The sequence below is a fragment of the Arthrobacter sp. U41 genome (assembly GCF_001750145.1).
Lineage (GTDB): Bacteria > Actinomycetota > Actinomycetes > Actinomycetales > Micrococcaceae > Arthrobacter.
The window spans coordinates 3,289,188-3,308,716 of sequence record NZ_CP015732.1 but is presented as its reverse complement, the minus strand read 5'-3'; the positions used below and the strand labels follow the sequence as shown (position 1 = coordinate 3,308,716).

The 19,529-nt window shown below is 62.8% G+C and carries 15 protein-coding genes and 1 pseudogene; 9 read left to right on the top strand and 7 right to left on the bottom strand.

What is annotated here, in order from left to right:
• Positions 1 to 50: 50 nt before the first annotated feature.
• On the bottom strand, positions 51 to 1,346 hold the full coding sequence (locus tag ASPU41_RS15070; protein ID WP_069951600.1) for a sugar ABC transporter substrate-binding protein: 1,296 nt from the start codon (positions 1,344 to 1,346) through the stop codon (positions 51 to 53).
• Positions 1,347 to 1,486: 140 nt separating this feature from the next.
• On the bottom strand, positions 1,487 to 2,506 hold the full coding sequence (locus ASPU41_RS15065; RefSeq protein ID WP_069951599.1) for a LacI family DNA-binding transcriptional regulator: 1,020 nt from the start codon (positions 2,504 to 2,506) through the stop codon (positions 1,487 to 1,489).
• Between the two features lie 434 nt (positions 2,507 to 2,940).
• Here ASPU41_RS15065 and ASPU41_RS15060 point away from each other — a divergent pair, with 434 nt between their 5' ends.
• From ASPU41_RS15060 to ASPU41_RS15020, 9 genes are all read left to right on the top strand, one after another.
• Complete coding sequence (locus ASPU41_RS15060; RefSeq protein ID WP_197515675.1) at positions 2,941 to 3,981, top strand: LacI family DNA-binding transcriptional regulator; 1,041 nt, start codon at positions 2,941 to 2,943, stop codon at positions 3,979 to 3,981.
• Positions 3,982 to 4,242: 261 nt separating this feature from the next.
• Positions 4,243 to 5,709: an ABC transporter substrate-binding protein gene (locus ASPU41_RS15055; protein ID WP_231941093.1), complete on the top strand. Its 1,467-nt coding sequence runs from the start codon at positions 4,243 to 4,245 to the stop codon at positions 5,707 to 5,709.
• A 139-nt stretch (positions 5,710 to 5,848) separates the two neighbouring features.
• Positions 5,849 to 6,826, top strand: coding sequence for an ABC transporter permease (locus ASPU41_RS15050; protein ID WP_069951597.1), 978 nt, complete (start codon positions 5,849 to 5,851; stop codon positions 6,824 to 6,826).
• A 13-nt stretch (positions 6,827 to 6,839) separates the two neighbouring features.
• Entirely contained in the window at positions 6,840 to 7,778 is a 939-nt protein-coding gene (locus ASPU41_RS15045) for an ABC transporter permease (protein WP_083266542.1), read from the top strand.
• A gap of 3 nt (positions 7,779 to 7,781) precedes the next feature.
• Positions 7,782 to 8,819 carry an ABC transporter ATP-binding protein gene (locus ASPU41_RS15040; protein WP_083266541.1) on the top strand — a complete coding sequence of 346 codons (1,038 nt, stop codon included), beginning with the start codon at positions 7,782 to 7,784 and terminating at the stop codon, positions 8,817 to 8,819.
• The gene (locus ASPU41_RS15035) at positions 8,816 to 9,766 is read left to right on the top strand and encodes an ABC transporter ATP-binding protein (protein WP_083266540.1); all 951 of its coding nucleotides are present in this window, start codon (positions 8,816 to 8,818) and stop codon (positions 9,764 to 9,766) included. The genes ASPU41_RS15040 and ASPU41_RS15035 overlap by 4 nt, the downstream gene beginning before the upstream one ends.
• Before the next feature lie 98 nt (positions 9,767 to 9,864).
• Positions 9,865 to 10,785, top strand: a complete 921-nt coding sequence (locus ASPU41_RS15030; RefSeq protein WP_069952727.1) for a carbohydrate kinase family protein — start codon at positions 9,865 to 9,867, stop codon at positions 10,783 to 10,785.
• Between the two features lie 100 nt (positions 10,786 to 10,885).
• Positions 10,886 to 12,391 carry a glycoside hydrolase family 32 protein gene (locus ASPU41_RS15025; RefSeq protein WP_069951596.1) on the top strand — a complete coding sequence of 502 codons (1,506 nt, stop codon included), beginning with the start codon at positions 10,886 to 10,888 and terminating at the stop codon, positions 12,389 to 12,391.
• Between the two features lie 66 nt (positions 12,392 to 12,457).
• On the top strand, positions 12,458 to 13,456 hold the full coding sequence (locus ASPU41_RS15020) for an aldo/keto reductase family protein (RefSeq protein WP_069952726.1): 999 nt from the start codon (positions 12,458 to 12,460) through the stop codon (positions 13,454 to 13,456).
• 460 nt (positions 13,457 to 13,916) lie between these two features.
• On the opposite strand, the gene ASPU41_RS15010 is transcribed toward ASPU41_RS15020, so the two are convergent.
• From ASPU41_RS15010 to ASPU41_RS14990, 5 genes and pseudogenes are all read right to left on the bottom strand, one after another.
• A complete protein-coding gene (locus ASPU41_RS15010; protein WP_069951594.1) occupies positions 13,917 to 14,315 on the bottom strand; it encodes a hypothetical protein in 399 nt (132 codons plus the stop codon).
• Positions 14,312 to 16,423 carry a hypothetical protein gene (locus ASPU41_RS15005; protein WP_197515674.1) on the bottom strand — a complete coding sequence of 704 codons (2,112 nt, stop codon included), beginning with the start codon at positions 16,421 to 16,423 and terminating at the stop codon, positions 14,312 to 14,314. The genes ASPU41_RS15010 and ASPU41_RS15005 overlap by 4 nt, the downstream gene beginning before the upstream one ends.
• Positions 16,408 to 17,988 carry a hypothetical protein gene (locus tag ASPU41_RS15000; RefSeq protein WP_157357016.1) on the bottom strand — a complete coding sequence of 527 codons (1,581 nt, stop codon included), beginning with the start codon at positions 17,986 to 17,988 and terminating at the stop codon, positions 16,408 to 16,410. The genes ASPU41_RS15005 and ASPU41_RS15000 overlap by 16 nt, the downstream gene beginning before the upstream one ends.
• Before the next feature lie 279 nt (positions 17,989 to 18,267).
• A pseudogene (locus ASPU41_RS14995) lies at positions 18,268 to 19,137 on the bottom strand (IS3 family transposase); the annotation flags it as partial.
• Between the two features lie 20 nt (positions 19,138 to 19,157).
• Entirely contained in the window at positions 19,158 to 19,448 is a 291-nt protein-coding gene (locus ASPU41_RS14990; protein ID WP_069951590.1) for a transposase, read from the bottom strand.
• Between the last annotated feature and the right edge of the window lie 81 nt (positions 19,449 to 19,529).

Genomic DNA, 19,529 nt, shown 5'->3' with positions numbered 1-19,529 from the left:
GACGGCGGCGGTTGAGCACCGCCGTCGCCGTTCCGTTCGGCTGCCGCCGGCTAGTTCTTGTAGCCGCCGTTGGACTTGATGTTGGCGTCAATCGCCTTGACCGCCTTATCCAGGGCCGGCTTGGGGTCAGCGCCGGCCAGGATGTCCTGGACAGCCTTGCCGTATTCGGTGGCGATGAACGGGTAAGCCGGGGTTTCAGGCCGCAACACCGCGTACTCGCGGGAGAACTCCATGAAGATCCGGTTGGCACCGCCCTCGGCAAACGCGGGAATCAGGGCCGCGGCTTCATCGGTGGCGGGGATGCCTCCCGTTGCCTTGATGACGGCAGCCACGTTTTCCGGCTTCAGGGAATAGGACAGGTAGTCCATCGCGGCATCCGTATTGTTGCAGCCGCTGGTGACGCCCCACTGCCAGGAAGCTCCGCCGATCTTGGGACCGTTGCCCAGGTCCACCGTGGGCATGACCACCAGCTCATCTCCCAGGGCGGCCCGGGCCTTGTCCCCTGCCCAGGAACCGGTGTAGAGAAGGCCGCTCTTGTTGTTCAGGAAGTCCTGGGTAGAATCTTTCCCGCTCTTCGTCGCCATGAAGCCCTGGTCCGCCAGACCGCGGAACCACTTGGCCCATTCGACAGCCTTGTCACCATTCAGGGCTCCGTCAGCCGACTGGTAATCCTTGCGGTTGATCAGGTCCCCGCCGAAGGACTGCAGGAACGGCGAGTACGCATAGGGCAGCCACTCACCCGTTCCGGCAGTACCCATGTCCAGCGGGTAATCCCACTTGCCCAGAGCCTTGAGCTTGGTCAGCGCGTCCTGGAACTCGTCCTTTGTCCATGGCTTCTCAATGGTGGCGACGCGGACGCCCGCCGCAGCGAGATCAGATTTGCGGGCAAACATGGACAAAGCGACGTCGCCGTATCCAACCGCATAGGTCTCGCCCTGCCACTTGGCCACCGTGCTGGGAAGGTTCTTGGAAAGGTCCGCGGAGAGCTTGAGTGGGGCCAGGTACTTGGCCCACGCCCAGTTGGGAACGTTGGGCCCGTCAATATCCACGATGCAGGGAAGTTTCCCGGCTGACGCGGCCCCAACGACGGAATCGTTGTAGGACTCCTGCGGGAAAGCCTGCACCTTGATCTGCGCCTTCGCACCGCTGCTCTTGTTATAGGAGTCCACGATCGACTGGGTCGCCGCCAGTTCCGCCGGGTTTCCGGCGGCGTGCGTCCACATGGTGATCTCTTTGGGGCCTTCGGTTGTGGACGAGGAACTGCCCTTGCTGCAGGCGCCCAGGCTGCCGACGAGGGCCGCCGCAGCTATGCTGGTGGCCAGGATCTGTGTGAATCGTTTGTTCATGATTCTCAATCTTTCTGCTGATTTTGGGTGTGGATGATTGGCCCGGGTCCTTGGGGGCGCAGCCGCTGTAACGGCTGCGTCCCTTATCTTTCGGAATCCGGGGTTGTGACGTGGTGTTTTGCGTAGGTTGGTGTTCTGCGTCAGGGTGGCGGTGCCACCGAGCCCCGTTCGATGACGGGGCAGATGAGTTTTTTCTGCCCCGGCGGCGCGCCCGGCTTTTCGATGTCGTCCAGGAGCCGGGTAACGGCCCAGCACCCCATCTCGTAGTGCGGAAGGGCAACGGTGGTCAGCCCTGGCCACAGCGCATCTGCGATGAGTTCGAGGTTGTCCATTCCCACCACGGAGAGGTCTTCCGGGATGCGGAGGCCTGCGGCAGAAGCTGACTGGTAGGCGCCCATGGCCATGCGGTCGTTGAAGCAGAACATGGCAGTGGGCCGATCAGGTAAAGACAGCAGTTGTGCCGTTGCCTGCCTGCCGCCGACAGTGTCTGAGACCGCGGCGGCGACGAGCCGGGGATCCTCCGGCAGACCGTTGCGAATAAGGGCGTTTCGGTAGCCCTCCAGCCGTCCGTGCGTGGCCGGGATGTCGTCAATATTGTTAATCATCCCGATCCTCGTATGCCCGGCAGCAACCAGGATTTCCACCGCAGTTTCTGCGGCGGCGATTTCATCCGGGACCACCGAGGAGATCGAAGTGTCAGCGGAGGCCGCGTCCAGCAGGACGGTGGGGACTCCGTAAAGTTCCTCGGGAACCGTGACGCCCTGGTGGTACATCCGGGCGTAAATGATCCCGTCCACCTGGTGTTGCTGCAGGGTTTGGATTTCATGTTTCTCAAGATCGTTGTCAAGCCCCGAATTGAGCACCATCAGCAGGTAGCCCCGCTGATAGGCCGTCTCCTGGGCGCCGCGGATCATGGCCCCGGCAAAGGGCGTGGTGGTGATTTGATCACTGACGAGGCCGATGATCTGCGAACGCTGGTTCCGCAGTCCGCTCGCCAAGCGATTGGGGGCGTAGCCAAGATCCTTGGCCACCGCCCGTACGTGTTCTTGCGTCTTGCGGTTCACGCGATCGCTGGTGGCGTCGTTGAGTGAATGGGAAACCGTAGTTATTGAAACGCCGGCAGCCTTCGCCACTTCGCGGATTCCTACCTTCGTCGCCATCGACAGTCCTTTACAAAACGTTTTGTATGTTGTGTCCATCACACTACCTAAAACGTTTTGCATCTGTCAAGGAAAAATCTGTCAAAGAAGTGCAGCCTGGCGATGATGGGCATGCAGGAGCATGGATACCGCGTGACAGTGGGTATCGATAGCTAGCAATCCTCCAACAGCCTGTTTTCGGACCCCCCAGGCACTGATCGTCGCGGTTCGGTTCCATGTCGTTGAGTGCACTGGCCGAGGTGAGGCTGGTCTGGCGGCGTGCAGCGCCCCGGCAGCTGCCCAAATTACGATGGTTGGTCGCACGCTCCTTGACACCCCCATCCGATGCGGGCTATGTTCTATATCACATCCGGTAACGCGCGTTAGTAACGCGCTTCAGTAGCAAACTGGATGTTCATCCAGGTTCAGGCCTACTACTAGACATCGGACGGTCAATGATGACGAACTCACGGCAGGCCAAAGTGACGATGCAGGATGTCGCGAACCATGTTGGGGTCTCGCGGACGACTGTTTCGTTTGTCCTGAGTGGCGGAACGGGAAACGGAATTCCACAAGAAACCCGTGACCGCGTCCACCGTGCCGTGACCGAATTGGGCTACCGCCCGAATGCGGGAGCACGAGCGTTGGCAGCCAAGCAAACCAAGCTCTACGGGCTTATCACCGAAATCGTTATCGCGCCTTATGCTGCCGATATTGTCCGAGGCGCGCAGGAACAGGCCGCGCGGGAGGGCAAAACACTTCTGATCGCCAGCACCGACGGCAGCAGTGACGCCGACCGGAAGGCAATCGATACGATGCTCGAGCACCGTGTCGAGGGTCTGATCTACGCAACGAGCTGGCATAGGGGTGTGCGGTTGCCTGCTGTCGCAGACGAAGTGCCCACTGTCCTCGTTCACTGCTTTGACGAGGCAGCCAACCTCCATTCCGTCATTCCTGACGAGGCTCAGGGCGGCTACGCTGCCACCATGAGGCTCATCGGGGCCGGACACGACCGGATAGGGCTCATCAACCTTGATCCCGTCATACCAGCTGCTATCGGCCGCCGGGCCGGCTACATCCGCGCCCTCGAACAGTCAGGTATAGGGCTGGATGAGAAGTTGATCATCAACGAGGACGGTGAGGCCGACCAGGGTTACCGCGCGGCGTCCTCCCTCCTTGATGGCACCAGGCCCCCGACTGCGATCTTCTGCGCCACCGACCGTATGGCCATGGGCGCTTACGACGCCATCAAAGAACGTGGACTTCGTATTGGGGACGATATTTCCGTGGTTGGCTTCGACAACCAGGAAGTTATCGCCACCTATCTGCGGCCCAGCCTGACGACCGTTGCGCTGCCGTTCCGGCAAATGGGCGCTACGGGGGTCGGGCTGCTGGCCAAACTGGCTGCGAACCGCGATCTTGCCCCGCTCCAACACATTGTCGAATGCCCTCTGGTGGAGCGCGCATCCGTGCGCCTGCCCGTCCCGGCGTCCTGACGTCCACCACCCGCTAACTCTCTCCATTCCACTGACGAAACGAGTTCCCTCATGCCCAAAATCCATCCCATAAGGTCACTGACGGTTGTTGCAGCCACACTGGCGATCGGCGCGCTGGCTCTAACCGGCTGCAGCGCCGGAGACACATCCGGAGGCACAGCAAACGGTGGGGGCTCCTCCAACGGCCTCCTGACAATTCCCCGGGAGGACACCGCGACGTTCACCAGCAACTTCAACCCGTTCTCCCCGAAAGCGCTTCCGATGACTAAGCAGTCGGTCTTCGAGCCCCTGCTGATCGTCAACGCTGTCAAGGGGGAACCCGTACCTTGGCTCGGGACTTCCTGGAAAGCAGACGAAGACGGCATGGGCGTGACATTCACGCTCCGCGACGGGGTTAAATGGTCAGACGGACAGCCTCTGACAGCCGACGACGTTGTGTACAGCTTTGAACTCCAAAAAGAGATCCAAGGCGGATTCGACTACCTGGCCAACGTCTCCGCCGTCGACGCACACACAGTCCGCTTCGATTTCAACAAGCCCTACGCCCCCGGACTTTACGAAGTCGGCCAGCAGGTCATCGCCCCCAAGCATGTCTGGTCCCAGATCGCGGACCCGGCAAAGGCCACCAACGACAACCCGGTAGGCACCGGCCCCTACACACAGGTCTCCAATTTCCAGGCACAGTCATTCGAAGTGGAGAAGAACCCTAACTACTGGCAGCCGGAAAAACAGCAGCTCACCGGCATCAGGATGCTCGCATTCGCTGGCAACTCCGGAGCCAACCTCGCCCTGCAGAACGGTGACGTGGACTGGAGCGACCAGTTCATCCCCAACGTCCAGAAAACCTTTATCGACAAGGATCCGGCGCACCGGCACTTCTGGTACCCCACCACCGGAGGCACGATCAACTGGCAGCTGAACACCACCAAGGCACCCTTTAACGATCCAATCGTACGCAAAGCACTCAGCATGGCCGTGGACCGCGATCAGGTGACCAGCCTGGGCATGTCAGGCTACACCCATCCGGCCGACTGCACCGGCCTCAGCGACGCCTATAACAGCTGGCGCGACCAGAGCATCGTTGACAAGTGCGACTGGACGAAGCTGAACGTGGACAAAGCCAACCAGATGCTCGATGACGCCGGCTACAAAAAGGGAACCGACGGTATCCGCACCCTCAAGGACGGCAAGCCGTTCCAGTTCAAGTTCTCAGTCGGCTCGGCTTCCTCGGACTGGCTCTCCGTCGGCCAGATCATCTCCAAGAACATGGAAAAACTCGGCGTGAAGCTCGAGGTCAACTCCCCTGACTGGTCCCAGGTCGTCTCCGGCTACACGGACGGATCCTTCGACAGCGGCATCGTCTGGAGCAACAGCGGCGCGACGCCCTACGAGTTCTACCGCGGCGTAATGTCACAGAAGGTTGTTGTGCCGGTCGGCGAAAAGGCCAACGAAAACTACCACCGATTCGGTGACCCGGAAGCGACCGCAACGCTCGACAAGCTCGCGGCGACGGCGGACCCGGCAGCGCAGAAGACCGTCGTAGACACACTGCAGGCACGCTTCAATGACGTAGCCCCGGTGATCCCGCTGTTTTCCAGCCCGGAGTGGGGCGCCTACACCGACCAGCGATTCACGGGCTGGCCCAGCAAGGATAACCCGTATGCAACGCTCTCGGCCCGATCCGCCACCACTGTCCTGGTTCTGACCTCGCTCAAGCCGGCCAAGTAGGCATCAGGTGGCTGTTCGGGGCAACCTGCCCCTAACAGCCACCAAAGCCGCTGGACACACGGCACCCGCACCGTTACCACCTGCCGGACCCGGACCGATCCCCGGGCGGCGCAACAATCATCAAGAAAGAAGCGGAATCATGGTATTCCTCCTCCGCCGCCTGGGGTTCTACATCATCGCCTTCTGGGCCTGTATCACCTTGAATTTCTTCCTCCCGAGGCTGATGCCCGGGGACCCTGTCAGCAGAATGTTCTCCCAAGTCCAGTCTCAGATGCGCCCGGACCAGGTGGATGCGCTCCGGCGGCTCTTCGGCCTGGACGACCGGCCCCTATGGGAGCAGTACATCGCCTACATCGGCAACATTTTCCGTGGGGACATGGGCATCTCGCTGTCCCGGTTCCCCGCCCCCGTTTCGGAGGTGATTGGAGCACAGATCGGATGGACCCTCCTGCTCGGCGGCACCTCCCTGGTTATTGCCGTCATTCTGGGCAATTTCCTCGGCATTCTGGCAGCGTGGCGGCGCGGAAAGTTCCTGGATTCCGTCTTTCCTCCGCTGCTGATTTTCGTCGGATCATTTCCCTACTTTTGGCTGGCCATGGCCGCTCTCTATCTGTTCGGGATAACTCTGGGCTGGCTGCCTCTGAGCCATGCCTTCTCCACAGGGCTCAGCCCCGCGTTCTCACTCGAATACATCGGCGACGTAGCCGTTCACCTCATCCTCCCGGCCCTGACCATCGTCCTGGTCTCCATCGGCGGCTGGATGCTGGGGATGCGCAACACCATGATCGCCACCACCGCTGAGGACTACATCACGATGGCCCGGGCCAAGGGACTCCGTCCGGCACGGATCATGTTCCAGTACGCGGCACGCAACGCCATGCTGCCCTCCGTCACGTCGTTCGGCATGTCCCTTGGCTTCGTCGTCGGCGGCGCTCTCCTCACCGAAACCGTGTTCGCGTACCCGGGCATCGGCTACCAGCTCCTGACCTCCGTCCAGGCACTGGACTACCCGCTGACCCAAGGCATCTTCCTGACCATCACCGCCGCCGTGCTGGCAGCTAACTTCCTGGTCGACATCATTTACGTACGGCTGGACCCCCGGGTCCGGGTCAGCTAGAAACAGGTCCCCCATGTCACTCACAGACTCAACACCTACCGCGAGCACCACGGCCGGTAACCCCACCGTTCAAGTACCGGAACCTCCGGTCCCCGGACGCCTGGTCCACGGAGGGTTCGTCCACGGCATCCTCACGAACAAAAAGGCCCTCTTCGGACTGGCCGTCCTGGTCGTATTTGCCCTCCTGGCACTGCTGGCACCCCTCCTGGCACCGGGAAACCCCTCCGACTTCGGCCCCGAAGCATCCTTGGCGCCATCCGCGAACCACCTGCTCGGAACTACCTCCAAAGGCCAGGACGTGCTCGCCCTCACCCTGTGGGGATCGCGAAGCTCACTGACGGTCGGATTCATCGTAGGCATAGCGGCGACCTTCATCGGCTGTCTCGTCGGCATCGCCTCCGCGTACTTCGGCAAAGCCATCGACGAACTACTCTCGCTGCTGACCAACATTTTCCTGCTCATCCCCGGACTTCCACTCCTGGTGGTTCTCGCCGCATTCCTGCCGCCGGGCCCCGCCACCGTCGTCGTCGTCCTGGTCATCACCGGCTGGGCAGGCAGCGCCCGTGTGCTCCGCTCCCAGGCACTGTCCCTGCGCAGCAAGGACTTCGTCGCCGCCGCCGTGGTGACCGGTGAGAAAGCCTGGCGCATCATGTTCCGGGAAATCCTGCCCAACATGGCATCCATCGTCATGAGCACCCTGCTCGGCTGCGTCATTTACGGCATCGGCGCCCAGGCAGGCCTGGAGTTCCTGGGGCTCGGCGATACCGGGTCCGTCAGCTGGGGAACCAACCTCTATTGGGCAAACAACGACGGCGCCCTCATGACCGGCGACTGGTGGGTGCTCCTGCCCTCAGGCGTCGCCATCGCCGTCGTCGCATTCGCCCTGGCCCTGATCAACTACGCCGTCGATGAAATCACCAACCCCCGCCTGCGCGTGGAAAAGAAAGGCTGACAGATGCAAACCCTGACTGAACAGGACCGGGGAAACATCGGCAGTACCGCCGCCGCTCCCGTGCTGAGCGTGAAAAACCTGCAGGTCCAATACACGGCCGAAAGCGGAAACGTTACCGCCGTGGATGGAGTCAGCTTCGACATAGGCGCCGGAGAAGTGTTCGGCCTCGCCGGTGAATCAGGCTGCGGCAAGTCCACCATCGCAAACGCGGTCATGCGGCTCCTGCAGACCCCGGCAAAAATCACGGCCGGCTCCATCGAGCTCAACGGAACGAATCTCCTTCATCTGGGTGAAGAAGAACTGCGACGCACCCGCTGGCGCGACGTGGCCATGGTCTTCCAAAGCGCGATGAACTCCCTGAACCCCGTCATGACCATCGGAGATCAGATCGTCGATGTCTTCACCACACATGAACGGATGCCCAAGAAAGCGGCCCGCAAACGTGCCGCGGAGCTGCTGAAACTTGTCGACATCAGCCCCGACCGCCTCAAGTCCTACCCGCACCAGCTCTCCGGCGGAATGCGCCAGCGGGCCGTGATCGCGATCGCGCTGGCGCTCAAACCCTCCCTTCTCATCATGGACGAACCCACCACGGCCCTGGACGTGGTCGTTCAGCAGGAAATCATGCACCAGATTAAAGAACTTCAGCATCGGCTGGGGTTTTCCATTCTGTTCATCACCCACGACATCTCACTCATGGTCGAGCTCTCCCACCGCATGGCCGTGATGTATGCGGGAAAGCTGGTCGAGGTCGCTCCCTCCAAGGACATGCTGGACAAACCGCTTCACCCCTACACCAACGCCCTCATGGGAGCGTTCCCTCCGCTGACCGGCCCGAGAGTGGAGTTGACAGGCATCCCGGACGCCCCACCGAATATAGCCCACCCTCCCACCGGCTGCCGCTTCCACCCCCGGTGCCCGCTCGCCATCGACGCGTGCACCACCGTCGAGCCACCGCTCCTTCCAAAAGCCGAAAACCACGACGCAGCGTGCCTGCTCGTACCCGAATATGTTGTCCCCCGCGAAAGGTCACGCCGATGAGCCCCGAACACAGCACCTCATCCCGCCCCGAAACGGGGACCGAGCCCCTGGTCCAGGTACGCAACCTGAGCAAGGACTATCATCTGGGAAGCTTTCCCTTCCGTTCGACCGTACGCGCGGTAAACGACGTCTCCTTTGACATCAACCACGGCGAGATTGTGGCACTTGTCGGGGAATCCGGCAGCGGAAAAAGCACCATCGCCCGCATCCTCGCCCGCCTTGAGCAGCCCACAGGCGGACAACTCATCATTGACGGACAAGACATCTTTTCCACCGAACGGCGTCGGGCGTCAATGAAATACCGAAGCAAGGTCCAAATGGTCTTCCAGGACCCCTTCGGATCCCTCAACCCGGCACACCGCATCGAGCACTTCCTGACGCGTCCCCTACAGCTTCACGGAGAAAACGACAGCCCCAAGGCCCTCAAACTCAAACTGCGTGAACTAATGGCAACAGTCGGCCTGGGCGAGCAGATGCTGGACCGATACCCCCACCAGCTCTCCGGCGGACAACGGCAGCGCGTCGCCATCGCCAGAGCCCTGGCAGTGGAACCGGAAATTATACTGGCCGACGAACCCACGTCAATGCTCGACGTCTCGGTCCGCATCGGAATTCTCAATCTGATGCGCAAACTCCGCGATGAACGGGGGGTGTCCATGCTCTATATCACCCACGACCTCGCATCCGCACGCTACATCGCGGACACAACCATGGTGATGTGCGCCGGGGACCTGGTCGAGGGCGGTGAGAGCATCGAGCTGATGACCGCCCCCCATCACCCGTACACACAGTTGCTGCTCTCCGCCGTACCTGACGCCCGCAGGACCCAGACCGTCCGCCCGCCGAAGAGGGATGCCACGGAGCGGAACGCCAGCCGGGGCACCGGCGAACGTGTCACCCTCAGCGAATCCCATTGGGCGCTGAAAGTGCCGGAATCTGCCGCCTGACGGCCCCCAGCCCGCCACCCGACAGGCCGCCTTCTCCGCGGCGTCAGACCCAAACAGCTTCGCTGCAGGCTACCGAAAGACCAGGAAAGAATCCCATGATGAAACCCGCTGCCGCGCTCTCCGGCATACCCGAGGTGATCGTTGTCGGCGAAGCACTCATCGACGTGGTCCACACAGGGGACGGCGTCACTGAGCACCCCGGGGGCTCACCTGCCAATGTGGCCTACGGACTCGCCCGTCTGGATGTGTCGACAGGGTTCCTGACCTCCATCGGCACGGATGACCGGGGTCTTGCCATCAGCAGCCACCTCACCGGCGCAGGTGTCCATATACTCCCAGGCTCCCAGTCCGCCGCCGCTACATCGACCGCCACCGCAACACTGGCCGACGACGGGTCCGCAACCTATTCCTTTGACCTCGTCTGGCAACTGGCCCCGGTTGCCCCGACGTACCTTCCCAAGCTCCTGCACGCCGGGTCGATCGCCAGCTTCCTCGCCCCGGGAGCCGCAGGCGTGAAGTCCCTCCTGCAGCACTGCGCAGACCTCAGCACTGTCACCTATGATCCCAACATCCGGCCCGAACTGCTCGGCAGCCATCACGAAGCCAGAACCATCTTCGAAGATCTCGTTCCCCTCACGGACGTCGTGAAACTCAGCGACGAGGACGCCGCATGGTTGTATCCGCGCAGGTCGCCGGAGGAGGCTGCCCGCCACATACGCGGACTCGGCACGGATCTGGTCGTAGTCACCCGCGGATCAGAAGGATCCTTCCTGCTCACCGCAGACACGGAAATAAGCGTCCCCTCCGTGGAATCCGTTGTCGCGGACACCATCGGTGCAGGGGATGCCTACATGGCGGCCCTCATCCTGGGGCTTCTGACCCGAGGAGGCGAGGGCCTGGCTCCGCCCATTCTCGAACAGATCGCCCGCATGGCATCCATGGCAGCCGCCATCACCGTGGGCCGCCCAGGAGCGGACCTACCCTCATCGGTGGAAATGCGGGCACGCCTGGTCAGCTGACCACCACTTTCCGGCTCCAACACCGCGGCCAACCTGACGATCACCGCAAGACCCAGGCCCTTCCTTGCCCCATCCCGAACCTGAAACGAGTACACCTCCCATGACGGCCGTGACCACCACACACCCGGAAGCATTCCGGCCCGCCCTGCACTACACGGCCCGAAACACCTGGCTCAACGATCCCAACGGGCTGATCCACCACCAAGGCCTCTACCACCTCTACTATCAAAACAATCCCTTCGGAAATACCTGGGGGAACATGTCCTGGGGCCACGCCACGTCGGAGAACCTCGCTGACTGGACTGAACAGCCTGTCGCGATTGCCTGCGACGAGCAGGAGGATATCTTCTCCGGCAGCATCGTATTCGACAGCCAAAACAGCAGCGGGCTCGGCACCGAAACGGCGCCCCCGCTGGTAGCCGTCTACACCAGCGCCTACAAGGACGCCTCGCCGTTGCACGGCGTCCAGGCGCAGTCACTGGCCTACAGTCTGGACGGCGGCTTCACTTGGAAAAAACACGCTGGCAATCCCGTGCTCAGCCGCAACTCGGCCAACTTCCGTGATCCGAAAGTTTTCCGCTACAACGGCGGGGCCGGCTCCTACTGGGTGATGGCGGCCGTCGAAGCCGAAGACTACAAAGTAGTCCTCTACAAGTCCGAGGACCTGAAAACCTGGGAACACCTGAGCGATTTCGGCCCCGCCAACGCCACCGGAGGCATCTGGGAATGTCCGGACCTGTTTGCCCTGCCGGTGGACGGCAATCCACCGGAGCTGAAATGGGTTCTGACGGTGAATCTGAACCCCGGCGGCCCGAACGGCGGTTCAGCCGGGCAGTACTTCACTGGAGACTTCGACGGCGTCAAATTCACCTCCGACTCCACCATCACCAGCGGGGACCAGGACCCCGACCGCCTTCAGGAGTACAACTGGCTGGACTGGGGACGGGATTACTACGCCGCCGTCTCCTTCAGCGACGCCCCCGACGGCAGACGGATCATGATCGGCTGGATGAACAACTGGGACTATGCCAATCAGATCCCGACTTCACCCTGGCGGAGCCCCATGTCTCTGCCCCGGGAACTCTCCCTGGCCACCATTGGCGGCCGCACCAGACTAATCCAGAACGTCGTCGAGGAAGCCATATGCCGCGATGAGTCACCGGCAGTTCAGGACGGCCCCATCCATTTGGCCGGGGAAACACGCCCCATCCCTGCCGCCACCGGCACGGTTCAGCTCATCGAAGCCGAGTTCACGGCAGGCACGGGCGAAGAATTCGGCCTCATCGTTCGTGGGAGCGGCACGGAAGGAACCCGAATCGGCATCAACCCCGCCCAAGGCCGCCTCATCCTCGATCGAACCGCCTCGGGTGACACTGGCTTCCATGATGGATTCCCTTCCGTCGACACCGCCCCCATCACCGCCCGGGACGGCCGATACAGGCTGAAGATCTACGTCGACCACTGCTCCGTTGAGGTCTTCGCCCAACACGGCGAGCTCGTGCTCACCGACCTGATCTTCCCGGACAAAACAAGCACCGGAGTCTCCATCTACGCCCACGGCGGCTCGGCAACATTCGAGAGCCTGACGATCACGCCCTTGATATAGGCCCCGCGTGCCACAGATGGCGCCACAAACCCGAATACACAACCAGATATGGACAAGACCACGAACATGGAATACCGCAAACTTGGATCATCCGGCATGTACATCAGCGAACTCGCCTACGGGAACTGGGTCACCCACGGTGAGCAGATCAACCAGGACGCCGCCACGGACTGCGTCCGGCAGGCCCTGGATCTGGGCATCACCACCTTCGACACCGCCGACGCCTACGCCGGCACCCGCGCGGAGCAGACGCTCGGTGAAGCGTTAGCCGGTGTGCGGCGCGAAAGCGTCGAGATCTTCACCAAGGTCTACTTCCCCACCGGCGAGGGCCGGAATGACCGCGGGCTGTCCCGCAAGCACATCATGGAATCCATTAACGGATCCCTGAAGCGGCTGCAGACCGACTACGTAGACCTTTACCAGGCACACCGCTACGACTACGACACCCCACTGGAAGAGACGATGCAGGCCCTCGCCGACATCGTACGGGCCGGAAAGGCCCACTACATCGGAGTCTCCGAATGGACCGTAGATGAAATCCGCGCGGGCGCTGTACTCGCCAGGGACCTGGGTATCCACCTCATCTCCAACCAGCCCCAGTACTCCCTTCTCTGGCGGGTCATCGAAAAGGAAGTCGTTCCCACCTGCCAGGAGCTGGGCTTGGGACAGATCTGCTGGTCACCCATGGCCCAAGGCGTGCTGACCGGAAAATACATCCCCGGCCAGGCTGCCCCGGCAGCATCCCGCTTCACAGGAGAGGACGGCGATCTCAAATCGGACAACCGCTACCTGACCGAAGACATCCTCACCCGTGTCCAGCAGCTCAAACCGCTCGCCGCAGACGCCGGCCTGTCAATGCCCGCACTCGCCGTAGCCTGGGTGCTGCAAAACCCCAACATCTCCGCAGCCATCGTCGGCGCTTCACGCCCTGACCAGCTCATAGACACCGCGACCGCATCCGGAGTGAAACTTGACCCGGCCCTGGTGACCAGAATCGAAAACATTCTGGACCCGGTCATTGAACGGGACCCCACCAAAGTGGAGTCCTTCAAAATCCGCCCGTGAAATTCGCCAACGCTTCCGGCGAAGTCGAGGACGCCATCTATGACGAGTGGAAAGTGCACATCGCCCCATCGGGAGCCATCGTCGGTATGGAGGCGGCAGCGCGCGCATACAACCAGGCCGGCCACAGACTGGACAAAACCGTCGCAGCCGCCAAGGCCGCCGGGCATCCTGGACGGACATCGGCCGCGCCGTCGGCATCAGCCGGCAATCCGCACACGAACGGTGGGCCGAGAAACTCGCCGGGGAGGAAGATGATCATCAGGCTCACCATAGTCGCGTGGCGCGCAGGCATCAGCGCTCCACCGCAGCCATCGAACGCGGAACTCGAACAACGCCCTCAGCCAAACCTATCGAGAATGGCTCCATACAGCTTGACCAGCAATGGGAGCTTCCAACGCGCCTGCTCCCCGGGCCGATTCGGTTTGTCGGAGCCGACACCAGCTGTAGGACTTGTCTCTGGCTAGCGTTTTGGCGAGATCCTCACGACTTTCACGGCTCGTTCTAGCTCCTCGCGCAGCGCCCGGTTCTCGAGAGTGAGGCGCTGGAGGTGAGCGATGGCGACTTCGAGCTGGCCGAGGAGACGGGCTTTGTCGTTGCGCAGCTGTGCAATGGCGCACTTCGCGTCCGTACCCGCGGTAGCCGGTGTGTCAGCGGGGCGAGCAGAGCGGAGCGCGTTGCGCCGTCCGTCGGCGACCTCCTGCGCAATCTGGGGGAAGTGTCGCCAGGAAGTCGCGTTCGTCAGGCCCAAACTTAGGGCCAGGGCAAGAACCGTCGGTGGCTTGGCGGGATCTCCCGCATTTAGCTGGGCGAGGGCCTCACGGATCTCGGATTCGCTGGGAAGAACGACGCGTCGGCTCATCGCGACTCCTCGAGCCGGTTCAGGAAATCTCTGATCTGGTCGCGCCGCTGCTCGAGGCGGGCCACCATCAGCGGCGGCAGCAGCGGCCGCGAGGACAGTTCAGCGTCGATGGCGGTTAGTTCGGTCCGCCAGGCCGAGTGGTTGTCCGCGCTCAGCGCGACGTTGCGGCAGGCCAGTGGTTTGCAGGTGGTCAGGTCGGGGGCGTCCGCTGGTGCACCGGTGCGGGTGCGGCACAGCGCCTTGCTGTGGTTGTAGACGCACGTAGCGTAGTGGCCCGGATAGACTGCCGGGTCCTGGCGGGTCATAAGGCGCAGCAGCCGGCGGCGGTCGGTGGTAACTGTCCCGGCGAACATCACCTGTTCTCCCAGTTCGCGTAGCCGACGTTCCGCCTCGTCAGCGGCCGGGCCGACAAGGTCGTTGTGCTCGTGTCGGTCGATCATCGCCAAGAGGTGCTCGCCTCTGGCGAGGGCCTCCTCGGCTTCGACTTCGGCGCGGAAGCCTGACTCGCTGGTTCCTGCGTAGCCTTCGAACATCTGCACGCTGTGATGCCGGTAGGCGATGGCGCCGGCGATCGCTCCGCCAGGCCGCCGCGCGATGTACCAGGCGAGAGTCCTTCGGAACTGGCGGGTGGTCACCCGCCACGGGCGCCCGTCGACATCGGGGATGCCGTCGTCACGGCCTCTTGCGGCGCAATAGTCATTGACCCACGTGACGAAACGGTTCAACTGACGGTTGGTCCCTGCAAGGGTCATCGCCGCGTTTCCGCCGGGTCCAGCGGAGCCTGCGCCGGGGGCGGCCTTGATCGGGGCGAACAACCAGTCTGTGTGGTCGTGGGCGCGGTCGCGGTGAATTCGTTCAAGCATGTCGATTGCCCGTGCCGCGGATTCCCCGACCACCCACGTGGCGGGTACCCCCGCATCCTCTCTTTCTCCCTTGAAAGCGAGGCTGGAGACGTTCCACCGGTAAGTATCGCCATTGCCGTCGCGCTCGACGGAGCTGCAGCCGCGCCGGAGATGCTTCACTTCGCTGTCCCGCATCCCCGACAGGAATGCGATGACGATGTAGCACGCCGCCTGGAGCATCTGGGTGAGCACCGTAATGGAATCGTCGCGGCTCGGATCGAGGCAGACGCCTTCTAGCCACGGAAGGCCGTCGATTCGTCCGTCGATGGTGAGGTTGAGGTAGGCGTACTCGGAGACGCCCAAGGTCTGGGCAGCGGATCTGATCGCCGCGCGGTGGGCGTCCAGCGCCCGGCGGTCACAACCAATGGTCCGGGCGAGAGCGAACATGCTCGGTTGGCCGGCCACGCCGGGCAAGGGCCGCCCAAGGCGAAGGGCCTCCTCGAGATAGTCGCGGATTCGCGCTTGAGCTTGCCCGCGGGCGTTCCGCGGTCTCGCTCCCTCTGAACTGCGATGGCAGCGCCGGAGAGGGTCCCACCGTTTGACCGAGGAGAGGATGTCCTCGCTGAACTCGTCGACGAACCGCTGAGCCCACACAAGCAGCCGGCTGTGAACTTCTTCGGGAATGCGAGCCGTGGAGTTCTCTCTCGGGGCATCCCGGTATGGTTCGCTCCACGCGTCGACGCTGCGGGGGTCGAGGCGGAGGCCGCCAGGTCCCAAGCCGTGACGGTAACGCCAGAGCAGCACTACAGTGGCGCGGAGGTGGTGCCGTCGGTTCCGCGAACGGAATCGTTCAAGTAGGAAACGCTGATACTGCTCGAGGACCTCGGCGGTGACTTCTCCGAGATCGCATCCGCCCTGGTCGTCCTCGAGCCATCGGAAGAAGAAGCGAATGCTGTAGAAATAGGTCGCAATCGAGACGATGCTGGGCCTGATCTCGTCGGGAGGCAGGGCCCCTGACAGGGCGGTGTAGCACACCCGTTTTGCTGCCACCCGGTAGCGCGGAGGCACAGTGTCGAAACGGAGGGTCAGGCCTCGTTCCTGCCCTTGCAATGCGGCCGGCGCCAGCGGCCAGAGGTCGTCGTGGAAGCGTGCGGTCTCGCCGAGCCCAACCCCGTCGCGGAGACGGCGCCCATGGAAGACAAAGGCGCCGTCGAGGTCGTCGAGGTCGGGTAGTGAATCGGGGATTTCGCTCATGGTCTCTCCCATGCCGGCTCGACAAGGTCGAGCATGCTGTCGCTTGGTTTATCTGTCTGGGCTTGATCGACTTCGGCTTCGCTGAATCTTGGCAGTACCTCATAGCGGATCGCGGCCCATGTGGGGCCGTAGCGTCCCCACCATGCGTCATCTGCCATGTGTCGGCGGCGCGTCTCGAGAGCGTCGAGGAGGCTCAGCAGTCGGGGCAGGTGAGCATCAGTCACCACGCAGTTTCCGCAGTGGAAGCAATCGAGGAAGGAGGCGGCGCATCGCCTTCCGGTCAGCGGGTGATGCTCGTGGTCCTCGCACGCAGCCCACGCAGTGTCAAGTCCCCCGACGGCCACGCGTTCCGCGGACTCAGCCTCCAGGCCTGATGCTGGCGTTGAGGACGTTACTCGCACTGATGCGGGGACGACGCGCAGAGCCGTGCGTCCCGTCCCGGCCAGAGCCCGGCGGTGCGCCGCCCAAGCGGCCTGCTCGACCTCGACGAGTGTGTCGGCGACAAGTTCCTGCGCCCATTCGATGGTCGTGCGGTCCCCGGACAGATAGTTCCTGAAGAGCACGGGCGCCGTGTTGGTCCGGGCCGCGGAAGGAAGGTGCCCTCCCATCTGGTGGGTTCGGCGGACATCGATGCTGGTCTTGAGCCGGTTGAAGTCCAGACGGAGGGGCGGCGCTTCCGCTCGATGTTCGGGGTCGTGATCCTCTTCGGGCCCTCTTGTGGGCTCGTCGGCGCGCAGGTCGTGTGACCGGACCCATTTCTGTGGTTTGAGGCTGGCATCGAGAGCGGGGCCGAATGGGTTGCGGCAGCCGTCTTCACGCCCACCTCGGTTGTGCCAGACAGCCCAGAACGAGGGCTCCTGGAGGAGCTCGCGAGCGGGCGCCATCAGCTGGTGCAGCAAGAGGTAGACGCCTCCCGGGGTGAACAGCTCCCTGCCGGGCGGACCGATTTCCCAGGTGACGGTGCGGTGCCAGCCGCCAGCGCCCCGGCGGCGCTTGGTCAGCTCGAGTTCGACCGCCAGTCCTTCGATGACCCGGTGTTCGCTGGGCAGTTCCTTGGCCACCTCGATGTTCCATCCGGTTGTCGCAACGAGCAGCACGAGCATCGGGATGAGGTCTTGTCGAGTTACGAAGATCTTCTCGGCGACTTGCCGTCGAGCCACAGCGAGACCCGGAGCACCGGTTCCGGGCCGTATCACGCGGCCGGACTTCCGCGTCTCGGCCAGCAGACGTGACTCGGCGGCGTCCTCGCCCAGCCCGTGCCCGCCCAGCCGCTGGCGCAGGGCGGCCACATCGGAGCGGGCGGCTGAGACGATCCGGGCCAGCTCTGCATCGGAGTAACCTGACCGCGGCCTCGGCCGGACCCGAAGCCGCGGCCGCATCCGATCACGGACTTCGGCCGGGACCAGATCGGAGAACGGCTTGGTTTCAAACGTCATCGCCACCGTACGTAGCTCGAGCCCTGCGGCGTCCGCGCCGATGGTCGACTCGCGGTGTCTGCGGTAGGCATCTATGTGCTCGGTCCGCAGGTCGCACGGCTGAAGGGGCGTCCGCGGAACCTGCGCAAGGTAGCGGATCATCCGCGTGAGGGCCCCCCACCCGTGCATCGCCGACGCGCCCGTCCTCAGCCCGCCAGCAGGACCGGTTCGGGAGGCCCAGCTCGCCGCGAGGCTCTCGTGCCATTGGGGCAGTGGCAGCGCTCCCACGTCGAAACTCCGGGTCCGGCCGTCCTCTCCCATGAAGTCGACCACCAAGCCGGTGACCGCACGCACTACGGCCGGCCGGGGCTCGTATGCCCCCACGGGAAGCTGCGCTGAGGTGTGTCAAGGATGTGAGACAGCCGGGTAGTTTCTGGTCGGTTAAGCGGCCACGGTTTGTGGCTGGTTTTTTGTTTTGAAATTGGCCATCGCGGTGGCCGGCGGCAACCCGGCGTTATTGCTGTGCGGCCGCCAGCGGTTGTAAAACACCTCGATATAGCGCATGGTGGCCCGTCTGGCGTCCTGGCGGGTTGCGAAGCTGTGGTGATGGTAGAACTCGTTCTTCAGGGACGAGAACGCCGATTCGGCCACGGCATTATCCCAACAAACCCCAGTGGCTCCCATGGATTGCCGGACATTGTTCCCGGCGCACCATTTGCCCATTTCACGGGATGTATATTGCGTCCCTCTGTCGCTGTGGAAGATGGTGTTCGGCTCCAGATGTCCGCGGTCCCTGGCCATAGTCAAGGCGCCCGTAACCAGTGATGCACGCATGTGATCGGCCATCGCCCAGCCCACGATCATGCGGGTACACAGGTCAATGACGGTGGCCAGATACAGCCAGCCCTCATCCGTGCGCAGGTACGTGATGTCCCCAACGAGGCGGGTGCCTGGTGTGGCGGACGTGAAGTCACGCCCGATCAGATCCTCGAAACATTTATCCGGATCCGAGGGGATCGTGGTGCGTTTGAAGGCACGCATCCGCCGCGCTTGCCAGCCGTTCTCTGCCATGATCGCAGCGACGGTCCCCAACGATACTTGGACGCCTTCGGCGGTGAGTTTGTCGTGGACCATGCGGTGACCGAAGATCCCCTCGGACGAATCAAACATCGACTTCACCTGCCCGGTCAGCTCAGCGTGCCGGGCAGCCGTCGGGGTTTCTTCGGCGTTCAGCCAGCGGTAGTACGAGGCCCTCGGAACATCCAGCTCCGCGCACATCCACGCGACTGGAAACTCTGCGCTCTTCGCCTGAACAAGCCGGTAGGAATCTTCTACCGTTGTTCTTTGGCGAAGAACGCTGAAACTTTTTTTAGGAAATCGTTCTCCCGTTCAAGTTCCCGCATTCTGGCCTCCATGGCCCAGAATTTCGCGGGATCAATGGGTTCGTCAGTTTTCATCGCGGTATCGGGGTGACCTTCTCGGTGGTAGCGGACCCACCGGCGCAACGCGGTCACGGAGACCCCAAGTTCGGAGGCAACAGTCGCGATCGGACGGCCGGAAGTAATCACGAGATCTACAGCATCAGCCTTGAACTCATCAGAAAACGTGGGACGGGAAGACATGGGAACAATCCTTTCAAAGACTGTCTCACATCAGTAATACACCTCACGCTGGCTTGCCCGCCCTCGTGCGGCCCCGGCTGC

Excerpts from the sequence above, each read along its gene's own strand:
- ASPU41_RS15070 (WP_069951600.1), bottom strand. The coding sequence starts at position 1,346 with ATGAACAAACGATTCACACAGATCCTGGCCACCAGCATAGCTGCGGCG.
- ASPU41_RS15065 (WP_069951599.1), bottom strand. The coding sequence starts at position 2,506 with ATGGCGACGAAGGTAGGAATCCGCGAAGTGGCGAAGGCTGCCGGCGTT.
- ASPU41_RS15060 (WP_197515675.1), top strand. The coding sequence starts at position 2,941 with ATGATGACGAACTCACGGCAGGCCAAAGTGACGATGCAGGATGTCGCG.
- ASPU41_RS15055 (WP_231941093.1), top strand. The coding sequence starts at position 4,243 with ATGACTAAGCAGTCGGTCTTCGAGCCCCTGCTGATCGTCAACGCTGTC.
- ASPU41_RS15050 (WP_069951597.1), top strand. The coding sequence starts at position 5,849 with ATGGTATTCCTCCTCCGCCGCCTGGGGTTCTACATCATCGCCTTCTGG.
- ASPU41_RS15045 (WP_083266542.1), top strand. The coding sequence starts at position 6,840 with ATGTCACTCACAGACTCAACACCTACCGCGAGCACCACGGCCGGTAAC.
- ASPU41_RS15040 (WP_083266541.1), top strand. The coding sequence starts at position 7,782 with ATGCAAACCCTGACTGAACAGGACCGGGGAAACATCGGCAGTACCGCC.
- ASPU41_RS15035 (WP_083266540.1), top strand. The coding sequence starts at position 8,816 with ATGAGCCCCGAACACAGCACCTCATCCCGCCCCGAAACGGGGACCGAG.
- ASPU41_RS15030 (WP_069952727.1), top strand. The coding sequence starts at position 9,865 with ATGAAACCCGCTGCCGCGCTCTCCGGCATACCCGAGGTGATCGTTGTC.
- ASPU41_RS15025 (WP_069951596.1), top strand. The coding sequence starts at position 10,886 with ATGACGGCCGTGACCACCACACACCCGGAAGCATTCCGGCCCGCCCTG.
- ASPU41_RS15020 (WP_069952726.1), top strand. The coding sequence starts at position 12,458 with ATGGAATACCGCAAACTTGGATCATCCGGCATGTACATCAGCGAACTC.
- ASPU41_RS15010 (WP_069951594.1), bottom strand. The coding sequence starts at position 14,315 with ATGAGCCGACGCGTCGTTCTTCCCAGCGAATCCGAGATCCGTGAGGCC.
- ASPU41_RS15005 (WP_197515674.1), bottom strand. The coding sequence starts at position 16,423 with ATGGGAGAGACCATGAGCGAAATCCCCGATTCACTACCCGACCTCGAC.
- ASPU41_RS15000 (WP_157357016.1), bottom strand. The coding sequence starts at position 17,988 with ATGATCCGCTACCTTGCGCAGGTTCCGCGGACGCCCCTTCAGCCGTGC.
- ASPU41_RS14990 (WP_069951590.1), bottom strand. The coding sequence starts at position 19,448 with ATGTCTTCCCGTCCCACGTTTTCTGATGAGTTCAAGGCTGATGCTGTA.